The sequence below is a fragment of the Psychrobacillus sp. FSL K6-4046 genome (assembly GCF_038624605.1).
In the GTDB taxonomy this organism is placed as follows: Bacteria; Bacillota; Bacilli; order Bacillales_A; family Planococcaceae; genus Psychrobacillus.
Window position 1 is genome coordinate 175696 of the sequence record NZ_CP152020.1, and the last position, 22704, is coordinate 198399.

25 protein-coding genes and 1 riboswitch are annotated in these 22704 nt (G+C 36.7%); of the genes, 14 read left to right on the top strand and 11 right to left on the bottom strand.

Features of this window, described 5'->3' with window-relative positions; all coding sequences use genetic code 11:
* The first annotated feature begins 99 nt into the window (after positions 1 to 99).
* Entirely contained in the window at positions 100 to 1536 is a 1437-nt protein-coding gene (locus MKY09_RS00925; RefSeq protein WP_342567354.1) for a DEAD/DEAH box helicase, read from the top strand.
* 165 nt (positions 1537 to 1701) lie between these two features.
* Here the strand turns inward: MKY09_RS00925 and MKY09_RS00930 are convergent, their stop codons facing one another.
* The 3 genes from MKY09_RS00930 to MKY09_RS00940 all read right to left on the bottom strand — a co-directional run bounded on the left by MKY09_RS00930 (position 1702) and on the right by MKY09_RS00940 (position 3673).
* Positions 1702 to 2199, bottom strand: a complete 498-nt coding sequence (locus MKY09_RS00930) for a hypothetical protein (protein ID WP_342567355.1) — start codon at positions 2197 to 2199, stop codon at positions 1702 to 1704.
* A 121-nt stretch (positions 2200 to 2320) separates the two neighbouring features.
* Complete coding sequence (locus MKY09_RS00935; RefSeq protein ID WP_342567356.1) at positions 2321 to 2500, bottom strand: hypothetical protein; 180 nt, start codon at positions 2498 to 2500, stop codon at positions 2321 to 2323.
* A gap of 729 nt (positions 2501 to 3229) precedes the next feature.
* Positions 3230 to 3673, bottom strand: coding sequence for an NUDIX hydrolase (locus MKY09_RS00940; RefSeq protein ID WP_342567357.1), 444 nt, complete (start codon positions 3671 to 3673; stop codon positions 3230 to 3232).
* 137 nt (positions 3674 to 3810) lie between these two features.
* Between MKY09_RS00940 and MKY09_RS00945 the strand changes: the two genes are divergently transcribed.
* The 4 genes from MKY09_RS00945 (at position 3811) to MKY09_RS00960 (ending at position 6455) form a co-directional block, all read left to right on the top strand.
* The gene (locus MKY09_RS00945; RefSeq protein WP_169359258.1) at positions 3811 to 4899 is read left to right on the top strand and encodes an AI-2E family transporter; all 1089 of its coding nucleotides are present in this window, start codon (positions 3811 to 3813) and stop codon (positions 4897 to 4899) included.
* 11 nt (positions 4900 to 4910) lie between these two features.
* On the top strand, positions 4911 to 5357 hold the full coding sequence (locus tag MKY09_RS00950; RefSeq protein ID WP_342567358.1) for a PH domain-containing protein: 447 nt from the start codon (positions 4911 to 4913) through the stop codon (positions 5355 to 5357).
* Positions 5358 to 5363: 6 nt separating this feature from the next.
* Entirely contained in the window at positions 5364 to 5756 is a 393-nt protein-coding gene (locus MKY09_RS00955) for a DUF1992 domain-containing protein (RefSeq protein ID WP_342567359.1), read from the top strand.
* Positions 5757 to 5900: 144 nt separating this feature from the next.
* Positions 5901 to 6455: a biotin transporter BioY gene (locus MKY09_RS00960; RefSeq protein ID WP_169359255.1), complete on the top strand. Its 555-nt coding sequence runs from the start codon at positions 5901 to 5903 to the stop codon at positions 6453 to 6455.
* A gap of 63 nt (positions 6456 to 6518) precedes the next feature.
* On the opposite strand, the gene MKY09_RS00965 is transcribed toward MKY09_RS00960, so the two are convergent.
* Both MKY09_RS00965 and MKY09_RS00970 read right to left on the bottom strand, forming a co-directional pair.
* Positions 6519 to 6731 (bottom strand): hypothetical protein, encoded by a 213-nt coding sequence (locus tag MKY09_RS00965; RefSeq protein WP_169359254.1) that lies wholly within the window; start codon positions 6729 to 6731, stop codon positions 6519 to 6521.
* Positions 6721 to 7035, bottom strand: coding sequence for a DUF3243 domain-containing protein (locus tag MKY09_RS00970; protein WP_169359253.1), 315 nt, complete (start codon positions 7033 to 7035; stop codon positions 6721 to 6723). The genes MKY09_RS00965 and MKY09_RS00970 overlap by 11 nt, the downstream gene beginning before the upstream one ends.
* A gap of 926 nt (positions 7036 to 7961) precedes the next feature.
* On the opposite strand from MKY09_RS00970, the gene MKY09_RS00975 reads away from it, so the two are divergent.
* Entirely contained in the window at positions 7962 to 8309 is a 348-nt protein-coding gene (locus MKY09_RS00975; RefSeq protein WP_169359251.1) for a DUF6054 family protein, read from the top strand.
* Between the two features lie 147 nt (positions 8310 to 8456).
* Positions 8457 to 10613, top strand: a complete 2157-nt coding sequence (locus MKY09_RS00980) for a YhgE/Pip domain-containing protein (protein ID WP_342567360.1) — start codon at positions 8457 to 8459, stop codon at positions 10611 to 10613.
* A gap of 70 nt (positions 10614 to 10683) precedes the next feature.
* Here MKY09_RS00980 and pepT read toward each other — a convergent pair whose 3' ends face one another.
* From pepT to MKY09_RS00995, 3 genes are all read right to left on the bottom strand, one after another.
* Complete coding sequence (gene pepT / locus MKY09_RS00985; protein ID WP_342567361.1) at positions 10684 to 11910, bottom strand: peptidase T; 1227 nt, start codon at positions 11908 to 11910, stop codon at positions 10684 to 10686.
* A 33-nt stretch (positions 11911 to 11943) separates the two neighbouring features.
* On the bottom strand, positions 11944 to 12597 hold the full coding sequence (locus MKY09_RS00990) for a lysoplasmalogenase (protein WP_298469339.1): 654 nt from the start codon (positions 12595 to 12597) through the stop codon (positions 11944 to 11946).
* 184 nt (positions 12598 to 12781) lie between these two features.
* Positions 12782 to 14479: a M3 family oligoendopeptidase gene (locus MKY09_RS00995; RefSeq protein WP_342567362.1), complete on the bottom strand. Its 1698-nt coding sequence runs from the start codon at positions 14477 to 14479 to the stop codon at positions 12782 to 12784.
* A 147-nt stretch (positions 14480 to 14626) separates the two neighbouring features.
* Between MKY09_RS00995 and MKY09_RS01000 the strand changes: the two genes are divergently transcribed.
* Positions 14627 to 15382, top strand: a complete 756-nt coding sequence (locus MKY09_RS01000) for a DUF2087 domain-containing protein (RefSeq protein WP_298469345.1) — start codon at positions 14627 to 14629, stop codon at positions 15380 to 15382.
* 116 nt (positions 15383 to 15498) lie between these two features.
* Positions 15499 to 15900 carry a hypothetical protein gene (locus MKY09_RS01005; RefSeq protein ID WP_298469348.1) on the top strand — a complete coding sequence of 134 codons (402 nt, stop codon included), beginning with the start codon at positions 15499 to 15501 and terminating at the stop codon, positions 15898 to 15900.
* A 90-nt stretch (positions 15901 to 15990) separates the two neighbouring features.
* Here the strand turns inward: MKY09_RS01005 and MKY09_RS01010 are convergent, their stop codons facing one another.
* Positions 15991 to 16578, bottom strand: coding sequence for a YdcF family protein (locus MKY09_RS01010; protein WP_251555227.1), 588 nt, complete (start codon positions 16576 to 16578; stop codon positions 15991 to 15993).
* An 18-nt stretch (positions 16579 to 16596) separates the two neighbouring features.
* The gene (locus MKY09_RS01015) at positions 16597 to 17238 is read right to left on the bottom strand and encodes a glycerol-3-phosphate acyltransferase (protein WP_169359242.1); all 642 of its coding nucleotides are present in this window, start codon (positions 17236 to 17238) and stop codon (positions 16597 to 16599) included.
* A 144-nt stretch (positions 17239 to 17382) separates the two neighbouring features.
* Positions 17383 to 17499, top strand: a riboswitch (SAM riboswitch).
* 121 nt (positions 17500 to 17620) lie between these two features.
* Between MKY09_RS01015 and MKY09_RS01020 the strand changes: the two genes are divergently transcribed.
* Together MKY09_RS01020 and MKY09_RS01025 are read left to right on the top strand one after the other, a co-directional pair.
* Entirely contained in the window at positions 17621 to 18913 is a 1293-nt protein-coding gene (locus MKY09_RS01020) for a PLP-dependent transferase (RefSeq protein ID WP_342567363.1), read from the top strand.
* Between the two features lie 124 nt (positions 18914 to 19037).
* On the top strand, positions 19038 to 20024 hold the full coding sequence (locus tag MKY09_RS01025; RefSeq protein WP_169359240.1) for a homoserine dehydrogenase: 987 nt from the start codon (positions 19038 to 19040) through the stop codon (positions 20022 to 20024).
* 65 nt (positions 20025 to 20089) lie between these two features.
* On the opposite strand, the gene MKY09_RS01030 is transcribed toward MKY09_RS01025, so the two are convergent.
* Positions 20090 to 20320: an excisionase family DNA-binding protein gene (locus MKY09_RS01030; protein ID WP_169359239.1), complete on the bottom strand. Its 231-nt coding sequence runs from the start codon at positions 20318 to 20320 to the stop codon at positions 20090 to 20092.
* Positions 20321 to 20410: 90 nt separating this feature from the next.
* Here MKY09_RS01030 and MKY09_RS01035 point away from each other — a divergent pair, with 90 nt between their 5' ends.
* The 3 genes from MKY09_RS01035 (at position 20411) to MKY09_RS01045 (ending at position 22647) form a co-directional block, all read left to right on the top strand.
* A complete protein-coding gene (locus MKY09_RS01035; RefSeq protein WP_342567364.1) occupies positions 20411 to 21298 on the top strand; it encodes an EamA family transporter in 888 nt (295 codons plus the stop codon).
* Positions 21299 to 21318: 20 nt separating this feature from the next.
* The gene (locus MKY09_RS01040; RefSeq protein WP_342567365.1) at positions 21319 to 21885 is read left to right on the top strand and encodes a type II CAAX endopeptidase family protein; all 567 of its coding nucleotides are present in this window, start codon (positions 21319 to 21321) and stop codon (positions 21883 to 21885) included.
* A gap of 312 nt (positions 21886 to 22197) precedes the next feature.
* Positions 22198 to 22647 (top strand): PepSY domain-containing protein, encoded by a 450-nt coding sequence (locus tag MKY09_RS01045; RefSeq protein WP_169359237.1) that lies wholly within the window; start codon positions 22198 to 22200, stop codon positions 22645 to 22647.
* The last annotated feature ends 57 nt before the right edge of the window (positions 22648 to 22704 follow it).

The following is a 22704-nucleotide window of genomic DNA, read 5'->3' on the forward strand; positions in this document are numbered from 1 at the left end:
TTTATGTTTGAGATGACCCCATTTGCACATGATAGAAGTAAGGCAAGAAAAAGAACGCGGAAGATAAATTAGGCTTTAACTAAGAGGAGATTATGCAGAATGCATTTTAACGAATTTAAATTAGATGATAAAATATTGCAAGCAATTGAACAACTAGGTTACACAGAGCCAACAGAAGTCCAACAAAAGGTTATCCCAGTAGCCTTATCAAAGAAAGACATTCTGGTGAAATCGAAAACAGGTAGTGGGAAGACTGCCGCATTTGCCACTCCTTTATGTGAGCTAGTAGATTGGGAAGAAAATAAGCCACAAGCTTTAGTTTTAACCCCAACAAGAGAGCTTGCAGTGCAGGTTCAGGAAGACATCACAAATATCGGTCGCTATAAACGAATTAAAGGATTAGCGTTGTATGGAAAATCTCCATTTGCAAAGCAAAAGCTGGCATTAAAGCAAAAAACACATATTGTAGTTGGAACTCCAGGTCGTGTGTTAGATCATATAGAAAAAGGAACATTGGACGTATCCAAAATAGAATACTTAGTAATTGATGAAGCAGATGAAATGTTAAACATGGGTTTTCTTGAACAAGTAGAATCTATTATAAAACTGCTTCCTAAAAAACGTACGACTATGCTATTCTCTGCAACCTTGTCACAGGAGATAAAAACGTTAAGCGGCAGATATATGAATGATGCGGTATCAATAGAAATAGACGCAGCTGAAGAAGATGCGCCTAAAATTGAGCATTTAAAATATATAGTGAAAGATGACCAGAAGCTAGCCTTCATAGAAAAGCTGACGATTACAGAAAATCCGGATAGCTGTATTGTATTTTGCCGGACAAAAGAGCGTGTAGATCAATTAGTAGACGCATTAGACAATAAAGGCTATACGGCAGATAAGATTCACGGTGGTATGATGCAGGAAGATCGCTTTGAGGTAATGGATGATTTCAGAAAAGGAGAATTCCGTTATTTGATCGCTACGGATGTCGCAGCACGTGGTATTGATATTGAAGATATTACGCACGTAATCCATTATGATGTGCCGTTAGAGCAAGAAAGCTATGTACATCGTACAGGTAGAACAGGAAGAGCTGGCAGAAGCGGAAAGTCGATTATGCTTGCGACTCCTCATGAAGACAAATTTGTAAAAGAGATTGAAGCATTTATTGGCTTTGAAATTCCAACTGGACGTGAAATTACGGCAGAAATGGTTGCTCAAAACAGAGCAGCGTTTGATCTTAAGATGCAGGAGCAGCCAGAAGCTAAGAAATCAAAAGGCGAGCAGCTGAATGTTAATATTACTAAGCTATATTTCAATGGTGGTAAGAAAAAGAAAATCAGAGCGGTAGACTTCGTAGGGACAATTGCCAAAATCGAGGGAGTTTCTGCTGACGATATAGGTATTATTACTATTCAAGATAACGTTTCATACGTTGAAATTCTAAATGGTAAAGGACCTCTAGTATTGAAAAAAATGAGAAACACAACGATTAAGGGTAAGCTTTTAAAAGTCCATATTGCTCATAAATAAGATATTTAATAGAAGAAAAAAACACCTCTAAAGAGTGATCTAGAGGTGTTTTTTCGTCTATTTTAAAGATAAATGTTGATTAAAGATGTACAAAAAATAAGCTGGGAAATGTCCAAACTCATTTTTATGTACTTTTTTTACTAAAGCTCTCGTGTGTTAAATAAGTTACTGGATATTTAAGTAGAGAAAATAACTAGCTTTTCCTTCCTCCCAGTGCCCTGTGACTCTGAATATAAATTTACCTTTAAGTTGTGAAAGGTCTAATTCATCAAAGGTCCCTGTGACATTACTTTCCGATTCCCATATTATGACCTGATAATCAGTTGGAGCTTTTTCAAATTTTAGTACAACCTCTGAATTTGAGCTTACAGTTGTTAACTTATCAATATTTTCTAAGCTAGGCGGTGGAATAGATTCTGTCTCAATGGTAGCCATTGAATCTTCATATTCATCGTAATAACTCCAACTGTAGCCGATTAAAAATGGACGGATGGTCTCTTCTCCTATTGATATAGATAAGCCTGGTGGAAGTTTAGATGTATTTTTATTTTCCGTCGGTATTTCGTCATTATTAACGTTGACGATCCTTTCTTCCTTACTCGAACATCCCATAATTATTGTAAGTGTTATAAGCAAAGAAATAACTATCTTAATTTTTATCACACCTCATTTCTTTTTATAAGTGAGTCAAATTCCTAATCTTAACTATTAAACACCTGTAAAAATCTTAAGGATGAAATTGATTAAATATTAGAATGGTCTATAGCTATTATGTAGAGAGAAATCAATTTTTATTTAGCTCATCTAACTTTTTCAATACGGTATCTAACTTTTGGTTAATTAGCTGTTTTTCTTTAGTTGAATTTCTCAAACCTTTAATAGCGATAAAAATAATAGCAATAACTAGAACAATAAAAATCAAAAATATTAAAGTCGCTATAACATCATCCAGATTCAAAGTCATTAATTAAACCCCCTAAATACTGTAATTACTTTTTTATTCTCCTCCAAATCAATGATGCTATAAGAAGTAGAACTCCCACTGACGCTCCAATAAGTTGGTCTACTAGAATTTCATTCGTTCTAAAATAACGAATGACCAAAGTTCCACCGAAAATAACAATCATTGTTAGCGATAATTGAATAAAGTAAGTATTAATTTTAATAATCAATTCCCCCAGCAACATACTTTTAAATATTTTAACATAAATATCCAATTTAAAAGGTTATCAAATTGTTTTTGAACAATCAAAGAGCAATCGTATTTGCCTTGCTGGTCTATATTCCATGTTTAGGTAATGAGTGAGCTCCGTTCTTGTGACAAAAACTTCGCCAGGTGGCTCGGTAAGAGTATTAGATTTAAGAAATTTTCCTGTTTCACAGCTTATTTCAGCAGCATTAGATGAAATAATCCCAGGGGCTATACGTTAACTTTATTGTTATTTCATCTCTTCGCAAAACAAAATGGGAAGTGGTAAGGTTTCCTGGATAGGAATAAAAAGAAAAGTAACAAAAAGGTCAGCATCTCCTAGTCGCTGACCTTTATTTCTCTTTTATAATTCCTATCCAATTTTTCATCTATAAAATAATTGGAGATAATTGAATGACAATCTATTTTTTTAGAAATACTAAAATTATAGAAGTTTCATACATATTAAGCGTAGTATTTGCATTGAATTATGTTATGGAGACGTTAATCCAATAACTCGTCCTCTATAAAGGTGCGATAAGATGCTAGGATACCGTTCGGTAAGTTATTCGGTGGGAAAAATTGAAGTGAGATAGATTCTAATTCATCCGGTGTAAGTAGGCCTTCATATTCATTGGTTTTGTAAACGATAGTAACCGAATAAAAGGTATCACCATTTGGATTTTCTATATAATAATCAGGACCTGAGTAAACTTGGCAAAGTGTCAGTTTTCCAATGCGCAAGCCGGTCTCCTCCAAAACCTCTCGATATGCAGTGACTTCCAGGCTTTCGCCAAGCTCCATTAATCCTCCAGGCAGACCATAAATGCCAGGTGCTCTTTCTTGAAGTAACACTTCGTTTTGTTCATTTAGTATTAGCACAACTGAACCAGGCAGTATGAGTGGCTGATGCCCAACATATTGGCGCAATTTTTTATAGTATTCCAAGAGTCTCCCCCTATTCAAGTTAAGAATTATTAACAGTTTACTATAAAAATGGTACGATACGTATAATGATGAAACTTACCTTATGATAATTCGTATATAAGATTATGTTAAACCTACATGGAGGATGTGAAAGTTAGTTGACTAAAAAGCTTTGGTTCCAGGTTGGAACCGCAATATTATTTACTTTATTAATTATTTTTATGTTTATGCAGGTTAAATCGATCTTTTCCCCTTTTCTAACAATTGCCCAGGCTATTTTTATGCCGCTGTTATTGGGTGGGGTATTATTCTATTTATCCAGACCACTTCAAAAATGGCTAGAATCGAAAAAATTTCCACGATGGGCTAGTATTATATCAGTATTTGTTGTAATTGGTCTCCTTATTTGGGGATTCATTGCATTATTAAGTCCTGTCCTAACAAAACAGGTGAATGCGTTGGTAGATAATACACCTGAGATGGTAGAAGAGGTAGAGGAATTCGTTAATTATTCCATTTCCCAAAGAAAAAAATTTGGTGAACTGCCAGAGGCAATTCAAACTACGATAGATAGTGCAAGTGGAAAAATAGAAACGATAGCAGTATCTGCTGGCGGTTTGATAGTTAAGTTCGTCCAGAATGTATTCCAAGGAGTATTTTTATTGGTGCTTGTACCATTCTTCCTGGTCTATATGCTGAAGGATCATGAAAAATTTGTCCCTTTCATTACACAGTTTTTTAAGGGGGAAAAGAAAAAGTTTATACGTAAAACCTTATCTGATATAGATGATACTCTTCGCTCATACGTTCAAGGACAATTATTCGTGAGTTTTTTAGTGGGAGTAATGTTATTCATCGGATATACAGCAATTGGTCTAGAATATGCCTTACTACTAGCGCTATTTGGGATGATTATGAATGTTATTCCATTCTTAGGGCCATATATATCCCTAGTTCCTGCAGTTATTATTGCTTTAATTCAAGAGCCTAAACTAGCTATCTATGTAGCGATTATAATGCTTGTAGCTCAGCAAATTGAAAGTAACTTCATTACTCCAAACGTGATGGGGAAATCCTTGGATATTCATCCATTAACGGTTATTACGATTATTTTAGCAGCTGGAAATATAGCAGGTTTAATGGGAATCATTTTAGGGGTTCCAACCTATGCAGTTATTAAAGCCATTTTAAAGAATATATACGCACATAGGGAAGGGATTAAGGATACAGCCACGAAATCTGTCTAGGAGGGGATGGAATGACCTTTAAATCTAAGATTGATAAAACCTTTGCTTATTTTATAGGGGGAGCAATTTTTATAATAGCACTTGCTACTCTTGTACCTGCCTTATATGAAATCTTTTCAGATGATGTAGATGTAAAAGCAGTGGCTATTATCAGTATTTTATTTATCATGTGTGTTGGATTTATTTTGTGGATAACCTTTGATATTGAGTATTCTTTCAGGGAGAAGTACTTATTTATTAAAGGAGGTCCGTTTAAAAGTAAAATTCCTTATGAGGATATAACGAAAGTCAATAAAACATCTCAAATTTTAGCTGGTTATCGAATTCTATCTTCTAAGGATGCGTTAGAAATTCATTATAAAAAAGCAGTGCTTGGAAGTGTAATTATCTCACCTTGCGAACAGCAGAAATTTTTAAGGATTTTGTCTGAAAAAGCACCACACATCTCTATGAAATGAGGTTTGATGATGGATAAGGACGATTATACCCCACCGGTTAACGATTTAATGGGTGATATTCTTAGGAACTATGAAAAGTCTGGAGGCATGGATCGTATCAAGGGAATGGGTCAACCGATCTCGGATGAATATTTCTCAGGAGACATTTTTCAGCACTTTCAAAAGATAGCCAAGGATGCGGGGTACAAACCACACTGGCTTAAGCTACAGCATGAAATTCGTGATGAGTTACAGGACATAGCGTCTACCTATACACATGGTCTTAAAGAAGGTCTCCATTTTCGAATTACTAAAGTAAATGAAAAAATTATGGCCTATAACAAGTCATGTCCGCCCCCTATGCAAAAGAGTACAGTACGTTTAGACTCAGTAGAAAATGCAGTTAGTCGTTGGTTGTAAGCATTGCTAGATAAACTTGCTTCAAATTATTATAAGAAACCGAGAATCATCCTTCGGTTTCTTTTTTTATTTTGTTCTCTTTTAACCGTATTTGTGTTAACTTATATTTATAAGAGGTTAACACAAATAAAAGGGGAAAAAATTATGAGAAATGAACGTTTGAAAATGATGATTACTGCTGCTATGTTTGCTGGCATTATTGCCGTAGCGGCTCAAGTAATGATCGCTATACCACCTGTACCATTTTCACTCTTAACGATTGCTGTTATGTTAACGGCTACTATTTTACCTAAAGAGTATGCGTGTCTTGCCATTATCATCTATATATTACTTGGCCTCGGTGGGATACCTGTTTTTGCTGGTATGACGGGAGGACCAGGCATATTACTCGGTCCAACAGGAGGATATATTTTAGCTACGCTACCAGCTGTGATATGTATAAGTTTTTTGTTAGACATGTTTGGTCATAACAAATTTGTAGCTATTGGAGCCAATATGCTCAGTGTAGTCATTATTCTATCTATCGGTATGGTTTGGCTAAAAATGGTTTCCGGTATTTCATGGGAGGGAGCCTTCAAGGGTGGAATGTTAATTTTTCTTATTCCCGATTTAGTAAAATCAATAGTTGCAGCATTAGTAGGAGTGGTTATTAGACGTCGTTTGGTTCAAGCTAAATTGATTAGGGCTACCCCTCTTTAATATAAAAAGAATGCTCCAAGGGGAAAGGAGCATTCTTTTTTTTATTTCTAGGTTGGAGAAACATTATCTAGGAGGAAATCGTTCTTCGCTAGAAGAACGGTTTTTCGTGTGGGTATGATCTCTTTCGTCTTGAACTTGAATGTTCAAATCCTCTACAGAGATTGCATCAACAGTTTGCATATCCTCATGCATATCGAACAGGCTGACTTTAGTCGTCTTAACCCTATCAGGATTGTCTAACAAACGACCATCTGCCTCTTCTCGTTTATCCTTCATGTTTCGTAAGTTTTAAAAGCATTTGGCTAAGTGCTTGCTTCTCATCTTTGTCAGCAGTTTTCCATAGTTGCTGTAAAAGATGTTCTTCACGGTTTCTAGGTTCTTCGTGCGCTGCAAGATAACCTGCGACTTTCTCGGTTGCTTTTGCAAGGGTCTCATCACTTAGACCCATTTTTTCACCCATTTTAACTTTGTCAGCTAGATAATCCTTAAATGTAGTAAAGCTTTTTAGGATATTATTTTTTTCGTCTGTACTGAAGCTTTCTAATGCTACTTCCACTTGTTTGTCTATTTTTCGATCCATTCTTTCTCACTCCTTTTTTTTGGGGATTGTTATTAGCTATTCCCGAAGCTAAAAGGAATATGCATTTTAGTTTTACAATAAAGTTATTAGCAAACGAGTAGAAGGGGAGTACAACGAACAAACCTCTATTCAAAGGTGTGTAACTTCGATTTCCTCACTGGCGAACGCTTTCTATGGGAAAGAAAGAAGCATTCACCCCATTAATCGACTGCCAAAACAATTAGTAAGTAAAACTTAACTTGGGTAAGTAAAAAATTACATTAATAAAAATGGTTGACATACTAATTGAAAATGATTATCATTATCGTATAGAGCTTACTCAATAGAGAAGGTTCTTACCAGCAACTTTTCTCCAAAGTACAGCTGAGTATTTATTACGACTTAACCCCCTCAACGTTAAGTTCGTCCCTTGTATAGCGGCATCCGCATGGATGCCGCTTTTTTATGAGATAAAACAAGGCTACGAGGTAACTATCAATAAATAGAGAGCGTCCGCTGTAACGGAGAACAGCCTACAGGTATTGGAATAGGAATATTTGGTGGACGAACCTATATTTTTATATAAGTTTAAAAAGAAATAATCGTGGAAAATTTAAAATAGAAAAAATTAAATAATTAATAGTATGAAATTATTATGTGTAATTTATCAAGCATTATTAATAATATACAAAAATAAGGATTTACAAATTTATCACATGTATTTATTCAGACTTCGGCGGCCATTCTAAATGGGAAATATCTTCTCTGTACATCCAATCAATTGGGACATGCATCAGATGTGCTCGCATGCAAAAAAAGAGCATATAGCATAAGGTAAAATCGTTTAAGAATCTTGCGTTGTACCAATTATTAATCATGTAATAATGCCTTGTGACATGGAACTTTTTAACTTCCGCACCGTAGAAGTTAGAAAGGGGGCGGTTATTATGAAAGACGTGCGAGATTTTTATGTGGATATTACACCTATTGAGGCATTAAGGGTAATAGAACAATCAATTGTCACAGGATCTATATCTGGTAAGGTGTTAGACGTATATAAGCGCTCTGTAGGAGACCAAGAGATAGTTGTTTGTGTAATAGAAAAATTCTATTATCGAACAAGTAATAGAGCATCTTTAACTATCACATTAGACAATTTAGAGGAATTTACCAAGGTTCATGCAGTAGCCTCTGGTGGTGGGGCAGGAGCATTTATGCGTTTTGATTGGGGAGCTGGCGGTAATTTTGTAGAGAGTGTAAGCCGTGCTTTGGATCAGTATATTGTTGAACAGTGAAATTTTGATAATTTTTGTCTAATATTACTATTTAACAAAAATAATGAAAAATCTAAAAATTTAAAATATAATTAATGTAGGAATAAAAATGAATACTCATTCATTTTTTGTTTCTGCATTTTTTTAATTTAAAATAGGGGGTTATGTATGGGTGCGTTCAAATTGTTGGGCGTGGAATTATCCAAGCTAACAGAGAAAAAAGGGGTATTATTTTCACTAATTGGAGTTTTGCTAATTCCAATTGTCTATGCAGCAGTTTTGTTATCTGCTACATGGGATCCGTATGACAATCTAGATAATTTACCTGTAGCGTTTGTTAATAATGATGCAGGTGCTGAATCAGGGGGAGCCCCAATAAATGTGGGGAATGATTTAGTGGCAGATTTGAAGCAAAATCCAGCCTTAGGATGGGATTTTGTTTCGAAAGAGGAAGCCGAAAAAGGACTCAAGAGTCAGAAGTATTATATGACGATTGAGATTCCAGAGGACTTTTCTAGCAAGGTAACAACCGTGCTAGATGCTAATCCACAGGTAGCAGAAATAATTTATACACAAAATGAAGGCTTGAACTTCATGGCTTCACAGGTGACGAAAAGTGCTACAGAAAAAATTCGTGAACAGCTAGGAAACAAAATTACGGAAACCTACACCAAAACATTATTTGCACGATTTGGTGATATTTCTAATGGATTTGCTTCCGGTGCTGATGGTTCTAACAAATTGTATGAGGGTACAACAAGTCTTTCGGCAGGTACAAGTCAACTGCTACAATCTTTAAACGAAAAATCAGGAGATGTTCAGAAGCTTGCAGTTGGAGCTAAAACTGCTGAGGATGGAGCTAGCCAATTACTTAGCTCGATTAAAAGCGGAGAGAATGACATTAAAAAGCTGGCTGCAGGATCAAAAGAGGTTGTGCAAGGCTTAGATTCTCTAAAAGCTGGATCTGACCAGGTATTGAATGGTTTAAAGACTGTTAACACAGGTAGTTCCACATTATCTACAGGCTTAGAAAAACAGTTGAAACCAGGGGCAGAGCAGTTAGCAGGTGGAATTGCTAAAGTGACAGAATCTACGAAAACGCTTTCAGGAGGATCTCAAAATCTTACGGAAGGCTTGAAGGGTTATTTAGCAAAACATCCTGAGCTTGCAAAAGATGTGGAATTTATGACGCTTGTAGGAACAAGTGATGCAATTTCAAAAGGTCTCACTCAATTTGATCAGCAAGTTCAACCATTAAAGCAGGGTGCTGACGCTTTAGTTGCTGGAGCGACTCAGCTTACCACAGGGTCTAAGCAGCTGAATGCTGGGATCAATCAACTTGTAGAAGGACAAACGGCAGCTAATGCTGGGATCAATCGACTTAAAACAGGGGCAAATCAAGTGGCTAATGGGAATGCCACTGTTGCAAGTTCTTGGACGAAGATTGGCAATGCAGTTACTGATTTAAAGGCAGGGCTTACACAAATTAGTGATGGTAACCAAACTGTTGCAGTTGGTTGGGAGACAATGACTTTAGGGGTAACATCACTAAACGATGGTGCAAATCAATTGCAATCTGGAAGCCAAGAGCTTCAAACTGGCTTAGCAGGTGGAGCGGAACAAGTAAATGGTATTCAGGTGAGTGAAGCTAATATAGCTAAATTCTCTAATCCGGTTAGTTTTAAGGGGGAGACGGTGAACAGCTATAATTATTACCGTGATTCTACAGCCCCATATATTATTTCTTTAGCTTTATTTGTTGGAATTTTAATCTTATCTTTTATCGTTGATTTCAAAAGACCAGTTACTTTGCCAGGTTCATTATTTAGCTGGTATGCAAGTAAACTTATGCAGCTTTCATTATTTGCAGTTGCTCAAGGTTTATTAGTATCTTTATTTTCATTATTCTTCTTGAAACTTCAGGTTACTAATGCGGGATTATTTATACTGTTTACTGTTTTTGTAAGTCTAGCGTTTATGTCTATTGTATTCTTCTTGATAGCATTAGGAGGTAATATTGGTCGATTTATTGCTCTTGCATTCATCGTTCTTCAATTATCTACAACAGGCTCGAACCTACCAATACCTATGTTACCGGAGAACTTACAAGCGCTTAGTAAATTCTTACCGCTAACGTATTCTAATGCAGGGCTTAAATCCGTTATTTCTTTAGGAGATCCAGGGTTTATGCTGGCAAATGGTTTTGTACTTCTAATTTGCTTAGTGGCATTCCTTGTACTGACATTTATCGTATTTGCTGTCAGCTACAAGCATGTATCTCGCTACATTGCAGAAAGAAATCCAGTAACAGAAGCTACAGTGTAATAAGATATGCTAAAACGGTAAAAGAGACACTCGCTAAATATGGCAAGTGTCTCTTTTATCTATAGCTTAGTTATGCTTTATTTTCAAAGGTTTGAATAATCCCTTTCATTACTTCTGTAGCTTTTTCCATTGCATTTATAGAGATATACTCATATTTCCCATGATAGTTTTCTCCACCTGTAAAGATGTTTGGTGTTGGCATACCCATGAAGGAAAGCTGAGAGCCATCTGTCCCGCCACGGATAGGGATAATTAATGGTTCTATGTCTAAGGAAATCATAACATCCTTAGCAATATCTACAATTTCCATAACAGGTGTAATTTTTTCACCCATATTATAATATTGATCTCTTACATCCACCACGATTGCGTGTTCTCCGTATTCAGCTTTAAATTTTTCTGCAACATCTAGAAACAGTTGTTTTTTAGCTTCGAATTTTTGGCGGTCGTGATCACGAATAATGTAGCCTAGCTCTGATTTTTCTACATCCCCGTTAAAGGACATCAAGTGAATAAAACCTTCGTCCCCACTAGTTTTTTCTGGAACTTCATCCACAGGCATATGGGATTGGAATTTAGTTGCCATCGTAATGGAGTTCACCATTTTTCCTTTAGCAGAGCCAGGATGTACACTTTTCCCATGGGTAGTGACTTTAACACTAGCAGCGTTAAAGCTCTCATATTGCAGTTCCCCAAGTGGACCTCCGTCCATTGTGTACGCGTATTTAGCTCCGAATGTTTCTACATCAAATTTATGTGGTCCGCGACCTATTTCCTCGTCAGGCGTAAAGGCCACACGTATTTTCCCGTGTTTTACTTCGGGGTTTTGAAGGAAGTATTCCATAGCAGTCATGATAATAGCTATACCTGCTTTGTTGTCAGCTCCTAATAAGGTCGATCCATCTGTAGTCATTAGTGTTTGACCAACGTACTTTGTTAATTCAGGGAAGTCTGCAATTGACATAACAGTATTCTTATTCAGTTGAATGTCTCGTCCGTCATAGCTTTCAATTAGCTGAGGATTTACATTTTTTCCTGTGTAATCTGTTGCTGTATCCACATGTGCCAAAAAGCCGATTGTAGGCACATCCTTATTTGTGTTAGCTGGTAGAGAGGCAAACAAGTATCCATTATCATCTAATGTGATCTCTTCCATCCCAAGTTCTGCTAATTCCTTCTCCAATAAATGAAGTAAGTCCCACTGACCTTCAGTAGAAGGACAAGAAGAGCTAGCGGCATTGGATTGTGTATCTATTTTAGCGTATCTAGTTAATCGATCAATAAGAATTTCTTTCATGATAAAATCTCCTCCAATATGCAAAGCATATATTTATTTTAACAGATTATTCCGTGTTGAGGAATAATGCGAAAATATACTGTATGAGAAGAGAAATTGTGCACCATAGTAGGAGAGCATTACAAGTGCATGCTCATAAGGGATAGCTACTATAAACTTATTAATCGCTAGGATGGAATCAGAGAATATAAATAAGATGGCACCAATTATGGCGAACCTATTACCTGTCTGTAATGCATGCCAGCCCATAGTTAAAATAACACCTATATACAGAACAACAGCAACTACTAAAACAAATTCTCCTTCAGTCCATAAGGTGCCTGCAATCCAAATAATCATAATAAGCCCATAAAGAAGTAACAAAGCTGCTGCCCACTTAGGGATTGTGTTTTTCTTTATTCTTCTGAACGCAAAAATATAAACGATATGTCCTATTAAAAATGTGATGAGACCAATAATAAACCAATAAATTAGTCCGTCTGCTAGCATACATATAAATAATCCTAATATGATAAGTGTCTTGTAGCTCTTGGGTAAACCAGGTGGTTGAACACTTGCAAAAAGAATAATAAGCAGCATAGGAATAAGTTTGAACATTATTTTAATACCAACCGGATCATGAGGTATCAAAAATATATAAATAATTCCCATAATCGCAATTGTAATTGCTAATATTTTACTTGACATAATAACACCCCTTTATACTTACATTCGTTATCTTCTATGAATTACCTGCTATTGTATGAGCGCATTATCTAAAAGATTCTAACAAACACAAAAAGGCTAATACCCAAAATGAGGATGGCCGTGACGAAAATCACGACCATCCTCTATAAATGTTTGTATAGTTAGCGTAACTCAGCTTGCCTTTTTAAAGAGCCGCATCATCTACGCTGTTTAAGTAATCCTCAATTGTACCTATGACAGACTCGACGCATCCTTCCTCAAAAGGAGAAATGAGGTTAGCTTCTTTTACAAGCTTAGTGAAGGACATAGAGCCCCCAAGTTTACAAAGGTGTAAGTAATCCTTCCATGCAGAGTCACGATCCTCTCTTGAACGCTTCCAAAATTGGAATGCACAAATCTGTGCCAACGTATAATCGATGTAATAGAAAGGACTTGCATATATATGTCCTTGGCGCTGCCAGAAGCCACCAGCCTCATAATAACTGTTTCCATCATAATCACGATGAGGGAGGTACGCTTGCTCAATTTTTCTCCATGCTGCTTTTCTTTCTGCTGGTGTCATTTCTGGATTTTCATATACAATGTGCTGGAATTCGTCTACTGCCACGCCGTAAGGAAGGAACAGAAGACCACTACTTAGATGGGCAAATTTATATTTCTCTGTTTGGTCCTTGAAGAAAAGCTCCATCCATGGCCAAGTGAAAAATTCCATACTCATCGAGTGGATCTCGCAGGATTCAAACGTTGGCCAGATATATTCCGGTATCCCGATATTTCTACTTGTATAAACCTGAAAAGCATGACCTGCTTCATGAGTTAACACATCAATATCTCCAGATGTTCCATTGAAATTAGAGAAAATATAAGGAGATTCATAGTCATCGATAAATGTACAATATCCTCCAGCTTCTTTTCCTTTTTTAGCTTCTAAATCCATTAGGTCCCGGTCAATCATAAACTGGAAGAATTCCGCTGTTTCTGGAGAAAGCTCCTCATACATTTTCTTTCCATTGTCGATAATCCATTGAGGAGAACCTTGTGGAGTTGCATTTCCAGTTAAAAAGTTAAGTGGTTCATCATAAAATTTAAGCTTCTCTACACCAATGCGTTTAGCCTGTCTTTCGTGTAGCTTATTGGCAAGAGGAACTATATAATCACGAACCTGGTCACGGAATTTTTTTACCATCTCCGCATTATAGTCGATTCTGTTCATCCGAATATAACCAAGCTCTACAAAGTTTTTGTAGCCAAGAGTAGTTGCCATCTCATGACGTAGCTTAACAAGTTGGTCATAGATGTCATCAAATTTGGCTTCATTTTCTTGGAAAAACCCAATAGAAGCTTCTCTAGCTTTCTTTCTTATTTCGCGGTCTGTAGACTCTGTAAACTTTCCAAGCTGTGCTAGTGTATATTTTTCTCCCTCGAACTCTACTTCTGCAGATGCAACAAGCTTAGAGTAGTCAGAGGTTAGTTTGTTTTCCTTTTGCATTAAGCCGATCAACTCTGAAGAGAATCCTTTAATCTGAAAGTCTGCCAAATCAAATAATTGGTTGCCCCACTTTTTTTCTAGCTCATTGCGGTATGGGGAAGCTACAAGAACCTTGTAGTATTCTGTGACAAGCTCATCTACCTCGGGACTGATTTCATCTAAAAAATCGCGTTCCTTTTGATAAAATTCATCGTTTGTATCGATAGAAGCTCGGATATAAACAAGGTTTGCTTGAGTAGAGAAGTTGTTGCGAATCGAGTTAATCTCTTCAATTATTGAATTTTGCTCCTCTACAGAAGTAGCTTCCTTCATTTTATCTAATAAACTATGAAAAGCTGTCTTCATTTCTTGCAAATCTGGTCTTTTGTATTCGTATTCTTTGAATGTAACCAATGTATTTCCCCCTATTTTCTTGTAATCCTTCCTTTTAATTGTTTATTATTTTCAGAAAAATTGCAACAGTATTATTTAATTTGATTTAAAATAGATATTAATATAAAATGTTTGTATATTTACAAACGAAAAGGAGTTATGTTTGTTATGAGAGTAATTGAAAACTTTTTGGACGCATCTATGGAAGAGATGAAAAAAGGGTATGTGGAGGAAAAGGAATGCTATCAATGTTTATTATGTGGGGAGAAAGTTGAAAAGGGCTTAATATATCCTGAAAATAATGTTTTGTATGAATCGGAGCGATTTATGAAGCTTCATATAGAGAAACAACATAACTCTGTATTTGATCATTTAATTGGCTTAAACAAAAAGCTAACTGGCTTGACGGACCATCAAAATAGCTTATTGCAACTGTTTTATGAAGGGAGAAGTGACTTAGAAATTCAAAAGGAGTTAGAGATAGGGAGTGCCTCGACTATTCGAAATCATCGATTTGTCTTGAAGGAAAAGGAACGCCAAGCAAAGATATTTTTGACAATGATGGAGCTGTTGAAGGAAAAGGACAGACATGCCCCTAATTTCCTGCCAATTCATAAAAACGCTACGATGGTAGACGATCGTTATAATATAACAGCTGATGAACAAGCAGAAGTAGAGAAAAAATTCTTCCCAGAGGGAATAAGTGGTCGGATGATTAAGTTTCCGAAAAAGGAAAAACAAAAGCTTGCAACACTACGAGTAATTATTAAGCAATTTGACAAGGAAAAGCAGTATAGCGAGAAAGAAATAAATGAAATTCTAAAAAGCATATACGATGACTATGTAACCCTCAGACGCTATTTAGTAGAGTACGGGTTTTTAGATAGAGAAGATGATGGTAGTGCTTATTGGTTAAAAGGATGAGGAAGAAGGGAATTGAATCCAATTCATAATTAGAAAAGTATAAAGACCATATATAAAAGTATTGAAAGGTAACTTATTCCACCCTTGTCCGTCTAACAATGTAAGGAGGGGATAACGTGAGACAACTTGCATTATTTTGGGGTTTGATCATTTTCGTTTTATTAACTGCTGTTGGATGTTCTAATTCATTGAACACAGAAAAAATAGAAGTTCATGAAACTAAAAATCCTGATGCGGAAGAGGTTTTAACATTAGACCCTGAAGCCGATATTTTTCAACTCGATGGTGTGATTTATAAGACTAAAATTGACTGGGTTGAGGAACTAACTTTAACAAAAGGCGAGCAAGTAGGGGAAATAAAAATAAGAAATGATTCAGACACAGACTTTGAAGATGAAATGTCGAATAAGCTCCCTGTGGGTTCAAATATTTTTTCTACTATAGAAAAAGAAGGCCCTATTTTACTCGTTGAATTAGAAGGTAAACTTCTGAAATATTATGCACTGGTCGAGGGTTAATAACTTTCCTATAATTCGCAAATGAGCGAGCTGGGGGAGGGAGAAAGAAGGGGGTAGCAAAGCTACTCTTCTTTTTTTATCCCTCCCTTGTTATTCTCCGGAGACAAAGGTTTTTAGCAAGGCCGCTCTTTCGCGCAAACGTAGTTTTGCCTCTGAAATTTGTGGTGTCCTAGCTGCTACCACGTCTGCGTCCCATCCTATTCCCTCAGCTATAATTTTTGCTCGCTGTAAATGGAAATCACTCGTAATAATTGTGACAGAGGTAACGCTGTCAGGGAGAAGCTGTTGAGAGTATAAAAGGTTTTCATACGTAGAGGTAGATTGATCTTCTACTATAATTCGACTCTCCATAATTCCATTCTCTACGAGATAGTTCTTCATGACTATAGCTTCTTCTATATCCTCATCTTGTCCCTGTCCTCCAGTAACAACAAGTTTTACAGATGGGTATTTTTCAGCATAATCTAGTGCTGCTTCCAAACGATAAAGAAGTGCTAGAGAAGGGATGTGCCCTTTTTTGACCTTGGCCCCTAACACAATGGCATACTCATTGGAACCGTCGGCCTTAGGCTTTAACCCATCCTCGAGCCATTTACTTGTAAGCATCCACATACCTAATCCGCTCGATGCGATTATTATGAATGGAATGACCACAATCCACCTCTTTTTTTTGCTCATTTAACTCACTCTTTTCCTTTAAACCGAAGGCTTCTTTTTCTTTATAACAGAGGAAATTTTTGTTTCTTCGTTCCGTATTAATCGTTGGACATTCTCTATGTGTAAGAAGGAAGCCATTAAAAATAGGAAGCCTGCTATTAAGATTGGCCCTGTTCCATCTGCTGTCCAGACAGAGGCTCCTAAAAATATGAGGTAAAAAAACAAAACCCCAATCAACAAATAATCTGTTAAAAGTGTAACGCAGATTAATATAAGCAATCCAGCCAGTCCGACCGGCCAATGTAATGCAAGTAAAACCCCGATAATGGAGGCTGTGCCTTTCCCACCTTTAAATTTTGTGAAAACTGGAAAGTTGTGTCCTAAAATAACCGCGGCACCAGCTAGATAAAGAAGTAGATCCAGCTCTGATGAACTAAACAAGCTCCACTGCTCAGAAAGTACACGTACGCCAATAATCATAATGGCACCCTTTAATATATCTATGACTCCCACTAAAACACCATACTTCCAGCCAAGTACGACAGTAGCATTGGATGCTCCGGAATTATTTAGACCTTCTTTTTTTATATTAACTCCACTCATCCATTGAGCGAGTTTAGATCCATGTAGCGAACCAATAATGTAGCCAGTTAGGAGAATGCTAACAATCCAAACAACCATTCTATGACACCCCTTATAAAATTATTCTATCTATTATATTAAACGATTAAAAAAAGAAGAAGTTTCAGAATTTTTATAAAATGACTTGACATCTAAATATATGGAGACTTATACTGTGTAACAAGATGGAATACTAATCAAATACTCTTATCAAGAGTGACTGAGGGAATAGGCCCTAAGAAGTCCGGCAACCACCAAGTTCTATAACTTGGAAAGGTGCTAAATCCTACAAATTCTTTAATAGAATTTGGAAGATAAGAGGAGGAACATGTCATCAATTTGACCCCTCTTCTTAATTGAAGAGGGGTTTTTATAGTTGTCAGTTCTATAATCCTCTCTGGCCTCCAGCATCCATCTAATCTACTAAATCGGAGGAATTCAAATGACTAATCTTCAAAAAGAAACACTTCTATTACACGGTGGACAAACGCCTGATCCAGTGACAGGATCTAGAGCAGTACCTATTTACAAAACAACCTCATATGTATTTCAAAGCACAGAGCATGCACAAAATCTATTTGCCTTGAAAGAGACTGGTAATATCTATTCCAGAATCACAAACCCAACAGTAGATGTTTTTGAACAAAGAATTGCATTACTGGAAGGAGGAACAGCAGCAGTAGCACTTTCCTCAGGAGCAGCAGCTATAGCATTTTCTATTTTGAACATTGCTGGAGCTGGAGATGAAATTATAGCTGCTGAAAATTTATACGGAGGAACTTTTAATCTATTTGCACATACACTCCCACGTTATGGGATTACAGTAAAATTCGTAGATTCCTCTGACCCAGAAAATTTCCGTAAAGCTGTTACAGAGAAAACGAAAGGCTTCTTTGCAGAAATCATTGGAAATCCAAGCTTAAATGTTCTAGACGTAGAAGCTGTTTCAAAAATTTCCAATGAAGTAGGAGTTCCATTATTAGTAGATAACACATTTGCTACACCTTTTGGTTCAAATCCTATAGAGTATGGAGCTAACATTGTTATACATTCTGCAACGAAGTGGATTGGAGGACATGGGACAACAATTGGTGGTGTAGTAGTAGATGGAGGGAATTTCAATTGGAACTCCGATAAATTTCCGGGATTTACAGAGCCTGATGTTACTTATCATGGGCTACGTTATGGAATCGACGTACCAAATGTGGCATTTGCAATTAAGCTAAGAGTTCAGTTGCTTCGGGATTTTGGTCCTACTCTTAGCCCAGAGGCAGCATTTTCCTTTCTTCAAGGACTAGAAACACTTCACTTAAGAGTGCCAAAACATAACGAAAATGCACAGAAGATTGCAGAGTACTTAAATGCAAATGAGGAAGTGTCATGGGTTAACTACTTAGGGCTTGAAAACCATCCAACGCACGAGCTGGCTAAAAAGTATTTAAAAAATGGCTTCGGTTCTATTCTGACATTTGGAGTGAAGGGAGGCAGAGAAGCAGGTAGACAAATTATTGATAATATTGAAATTTGGTCTCATGTTGCTAATGTAGGAGACGCAAAATCCTTAATTATCCACCCAGCTTCTACTACTCACCAACAGCTTACTCCCGAGGATTTAGTAAAATCAGGTGTTACAGAGGATCTAATCCGCTTGTCTGTTGGCTTGGAGGCAGTTGAAGACTTACAAAATGCACTCGAAAAAGTACTTTTGAGAAAAACAAATGTCCTCTCTAGATAGAATCCTATTGTATAATGAATAAAAATAGTCTACAATATGTAAAATAGTCAATAAATTTATTGAAATATTACACAAGTGCGATTATTTATATTCAATTGTACAGATTCATTTTGGAGGAGACAGCATGGCAAAAATAAAAGCAGCGATTTTAGGGTTTGGAACAGTCGGCCAAGGGATTTATCACATCGTAAATGAAAAAAGAGAAGACTTAAAAAAATCATTAGGGTTGGATATTGAGATTTGTGCAATCCTGATAAATAATTTAGCAAAAGAAAGACCTGAAACTCCAGGAGTTTTGGTAACAGACGACTTTGAGGATATTGAGAATATTCCTGGACTCCAGGTAGTTTTTGAGGCAATTGTCAACGAAGAGCCCGCATATAGCTATTTATGCAGAGCGATTGACAAAGGTTGTCACGTGATTACTGCAAATAAAGTCATGTTCTCTAAATATAGTATTCCCTTACAGGAGCGCGCAAAATCACGAGGTGTATTTGTAGGCTATGAGGCTACTACAGCTGGTGGGGTGCCAATTATCAAGACTCTAAAAAACCTGCTTCAAGTGAACTCTGTAAAGAAAATTCAAGGAATATTGAATGGAACATCCAACTATATTTTGACGCAAATGCGTATAGAGGATTCGCCATTTGAGAGTGCCTTAAAAGAAGCACAGCTGCTTGGATATGCAGAGGCTGATCCTTACAACGATATATCTGGTCAGGATGCATTTCGCAAGCTAATGATCTTAAGCGCATTGGCATTTGGAAAACAGCCAGATTGGGACGATGTACGTGTAGTAGGAATCGATGAAATTACATTAGAGGATGTACGTGAAGCTAAGGACAAAGGTCTTCGTTATCGTCATGTAGCAGAAATTGAACAGGATGAAAATGGAGAGTTATATGCATCAGTAGGGCCTCAGCTGGTAGGAGCAGATCATCCGTTGTATGCAATCGAAGGAGTAAATAATGCTGTTTCTCTTGATACTAACTATATTGGGACACTTACACTAGTAGGTCCTGGAGCGGGGATGTATCCTACTGCTAGCGTGATGGTTGAGGACTACGCAGAGATTATCGGTAAGAGAGCAGGCTTTTTTATTACAATATAAAATCAAAAAGGACAATTTCCCTTCGGAAAAAGTCCTTTTTGTTTGATATGCATAAATTGGATTGGCTAGTCCTCGTCCTTTACATCAATGTCCTCTGGAATTGGAGTATTGCGCCACTCATCAATTTGACGTTTTAATTCTTCCACTTGCTCTAAATGGGTTTCGAACTGTGCACTATTGACAACATACTGCTCTCCGTCAAAGACAGCACGTATCTTTTTATCGGCGATATACCTTTTGACTTGTTCAAGTGGCATCGACAAGAAGTCAGCTGTTTCTTCTACTGTCATGTACATGGTACAAATCCCTCCTACGTATTTATTAGTATAATGGAGACAAGGAGGTAACTCAATGTCCTCACATAGAAAATAGTTGTAGTAGAAAGGATGAAAAGAGTGGCTGTTATACCATACATATTCGTATTACTGGGAGCGATGCTTTGGGGAACGACAGGAACGGCTCAAACATTTTTACCAGATAATGCCCATCCCTTTATTATTAGCGCTGGACGATCGGCAACCGGAGGCATTCCCCTATTAATCATTATGATTTTACTAAAAAAAATAAAGCTTCATACTTGGCCTTGGAAACAGACATTATATGCTGCTATTTGCATATCCTTGTTTCAGCTTTTGTTTTTTTCATCCGTTCGATTAACCGGTGTTGCCATTGCCAGTGTAGTTGCTATCGGAAGCGCGCCTGTTTTTTCTGGCGTGGTTGAATGGATTTTCTTAAAAATGAAACCTACAAAAGTGTGGGGGCTCTCTACTGGGCTAGCAATTGTTGGCTGTCTGTTTTTATTTTTGACGAAGGGTGAAGTAACAATCGATCCGGTAGGTATTTTATATTCACTAGTTGCCGGGCTTATATTTGCTTTTTATACGCTTACGAGCAAGTCCCTTTTACAAAAAGAAGAAGCCATCCCTGTAGTGGCAGTGACATTCTCACTAAGTGCGTTGCTGTTAACGCCATTTTTCTTTATCTATGACATAAGCTGGCTAGCTGATCCAGGTAACGTGGGAATCATCGTCTATTTAGGCTTGGCTACAACGAGTGTGGCATATGTTTTGTATGGGTGGGGTCTTCGGAAGATACCAGCATCCTCTGCATTGACACTATCGCTAGCAGAGCCAACTACAGCTGCACTGCTTGGTGTAGTGGTAGTGGGAGAAATTTTAGGGTTTACATCGTGGATAGGAATTGGTTTGTTGCTTGGAAGTATCGTCATTTTAACTTTGGGTAGTAAAGCAACCAAACCAAACAAGCTCAAGTGAGGAAAGGACAAATAAATAAAATGAATTTAAAGAGTATGATTCCAGCTTATATCGGCTTAAATTTATTTTGTAGTGCTATTCTCTTTTTTATGCTACTAGAAGGCTATTTGGCATATGGCGCTGTCTTAGCCTTTAACGAAGCTTCAAAAATAATATTGGTCATCATCTTGGCTTCGATTAGTTTAACTCTATTCGGAGTCCTACTGACTTATCTAACCCCGGAAAAGTACATAGATGAAATGAATAAAAGTTATCAAGATAGTTCAGTTTTAGAAATTATCTCGTTTATGTTGCTGGCTGCTCTTTTTGAAGAATTACTTTTTCGAGGAATTATACAAAATGTTTTATTTATAATCGTCGATCATCGATGGCTCGCCATTTTACTAACTTCTTTTTTATTTTTGGCATTTCACGTCCAGTACTATAAAAAACCGTTGATGCTCCTTAATATCACAGTTCCGAGCCTAGTTTTTGGCTGGTGTTATTTTTATACAGATAATTTATTGGTGCCTATTATTGTCCATTTTATATTGAATGTTAGTATGACCTTATTGTTTAAATTTAATAAGATTACGCTAAAGGCATAATTTAGAAAGACAGTCTCTTTTAGAGGCTGTTTTTATTTTAGTTTAGGAAATTAAAAATTCTGAACCTGTGGATAAATTGATGTCTAGCTCCACCGCCTTGCCCCTCGGGGTCAAATGGAAAAATACTACGGTGGCTGAGGAACTGCCTCCTCGCATTTTCCCATTTGCCTGTCGGGGCAGTGACAGGCGCTTGCGCTTTTCTTGTGAAGCTTTCCAAATTTGGTTGAAAGGTAAAAGAGAACAACTTGTTGAATAATATAAAAAAGTAATGCTAATTCTGCTAAATAGAAATCTGGAAGAGGAGTTGAAAAGATGAAGGAAATAATTGTGTCTATTATTTATTTTATAGCGTCCATTGCTTTCTTTCTTTACTTCTTTTATGATTCCAGCAAATATTTAAGGATTGATCCAACTCTACACTTTTTATCCATTTACATTCCGTTAATTTTATTATCGTATGTTCAAATTTATATTATTTGGATGGATGAAAGAGAAAAATTCTTTAAAACGACAGGATTGTGCTTATTAGGTATTGTTTGTATTACTTTGATGTATGAAATAGTTAAGCCTAATTATACGTATGAAGAAGCAAAGCAAATAGTAGCGAGGGAGTATGACGTAGAGGTCCAAGATAGTTTTCTAACTACTATACCTCAAGCGGAGACAGGTAAAGAGAATTATCGTATGAATGTTATTCAGGATTCCAATGAAATTGTTGTAATCTTTAACCCATATACAAAGGAAATACTGTTTTTAAATTAACACGCTGTTTCGAGCAAGAGTCGAAGCAGCTTTTATTAATATGTCTGTTTTTAAAAC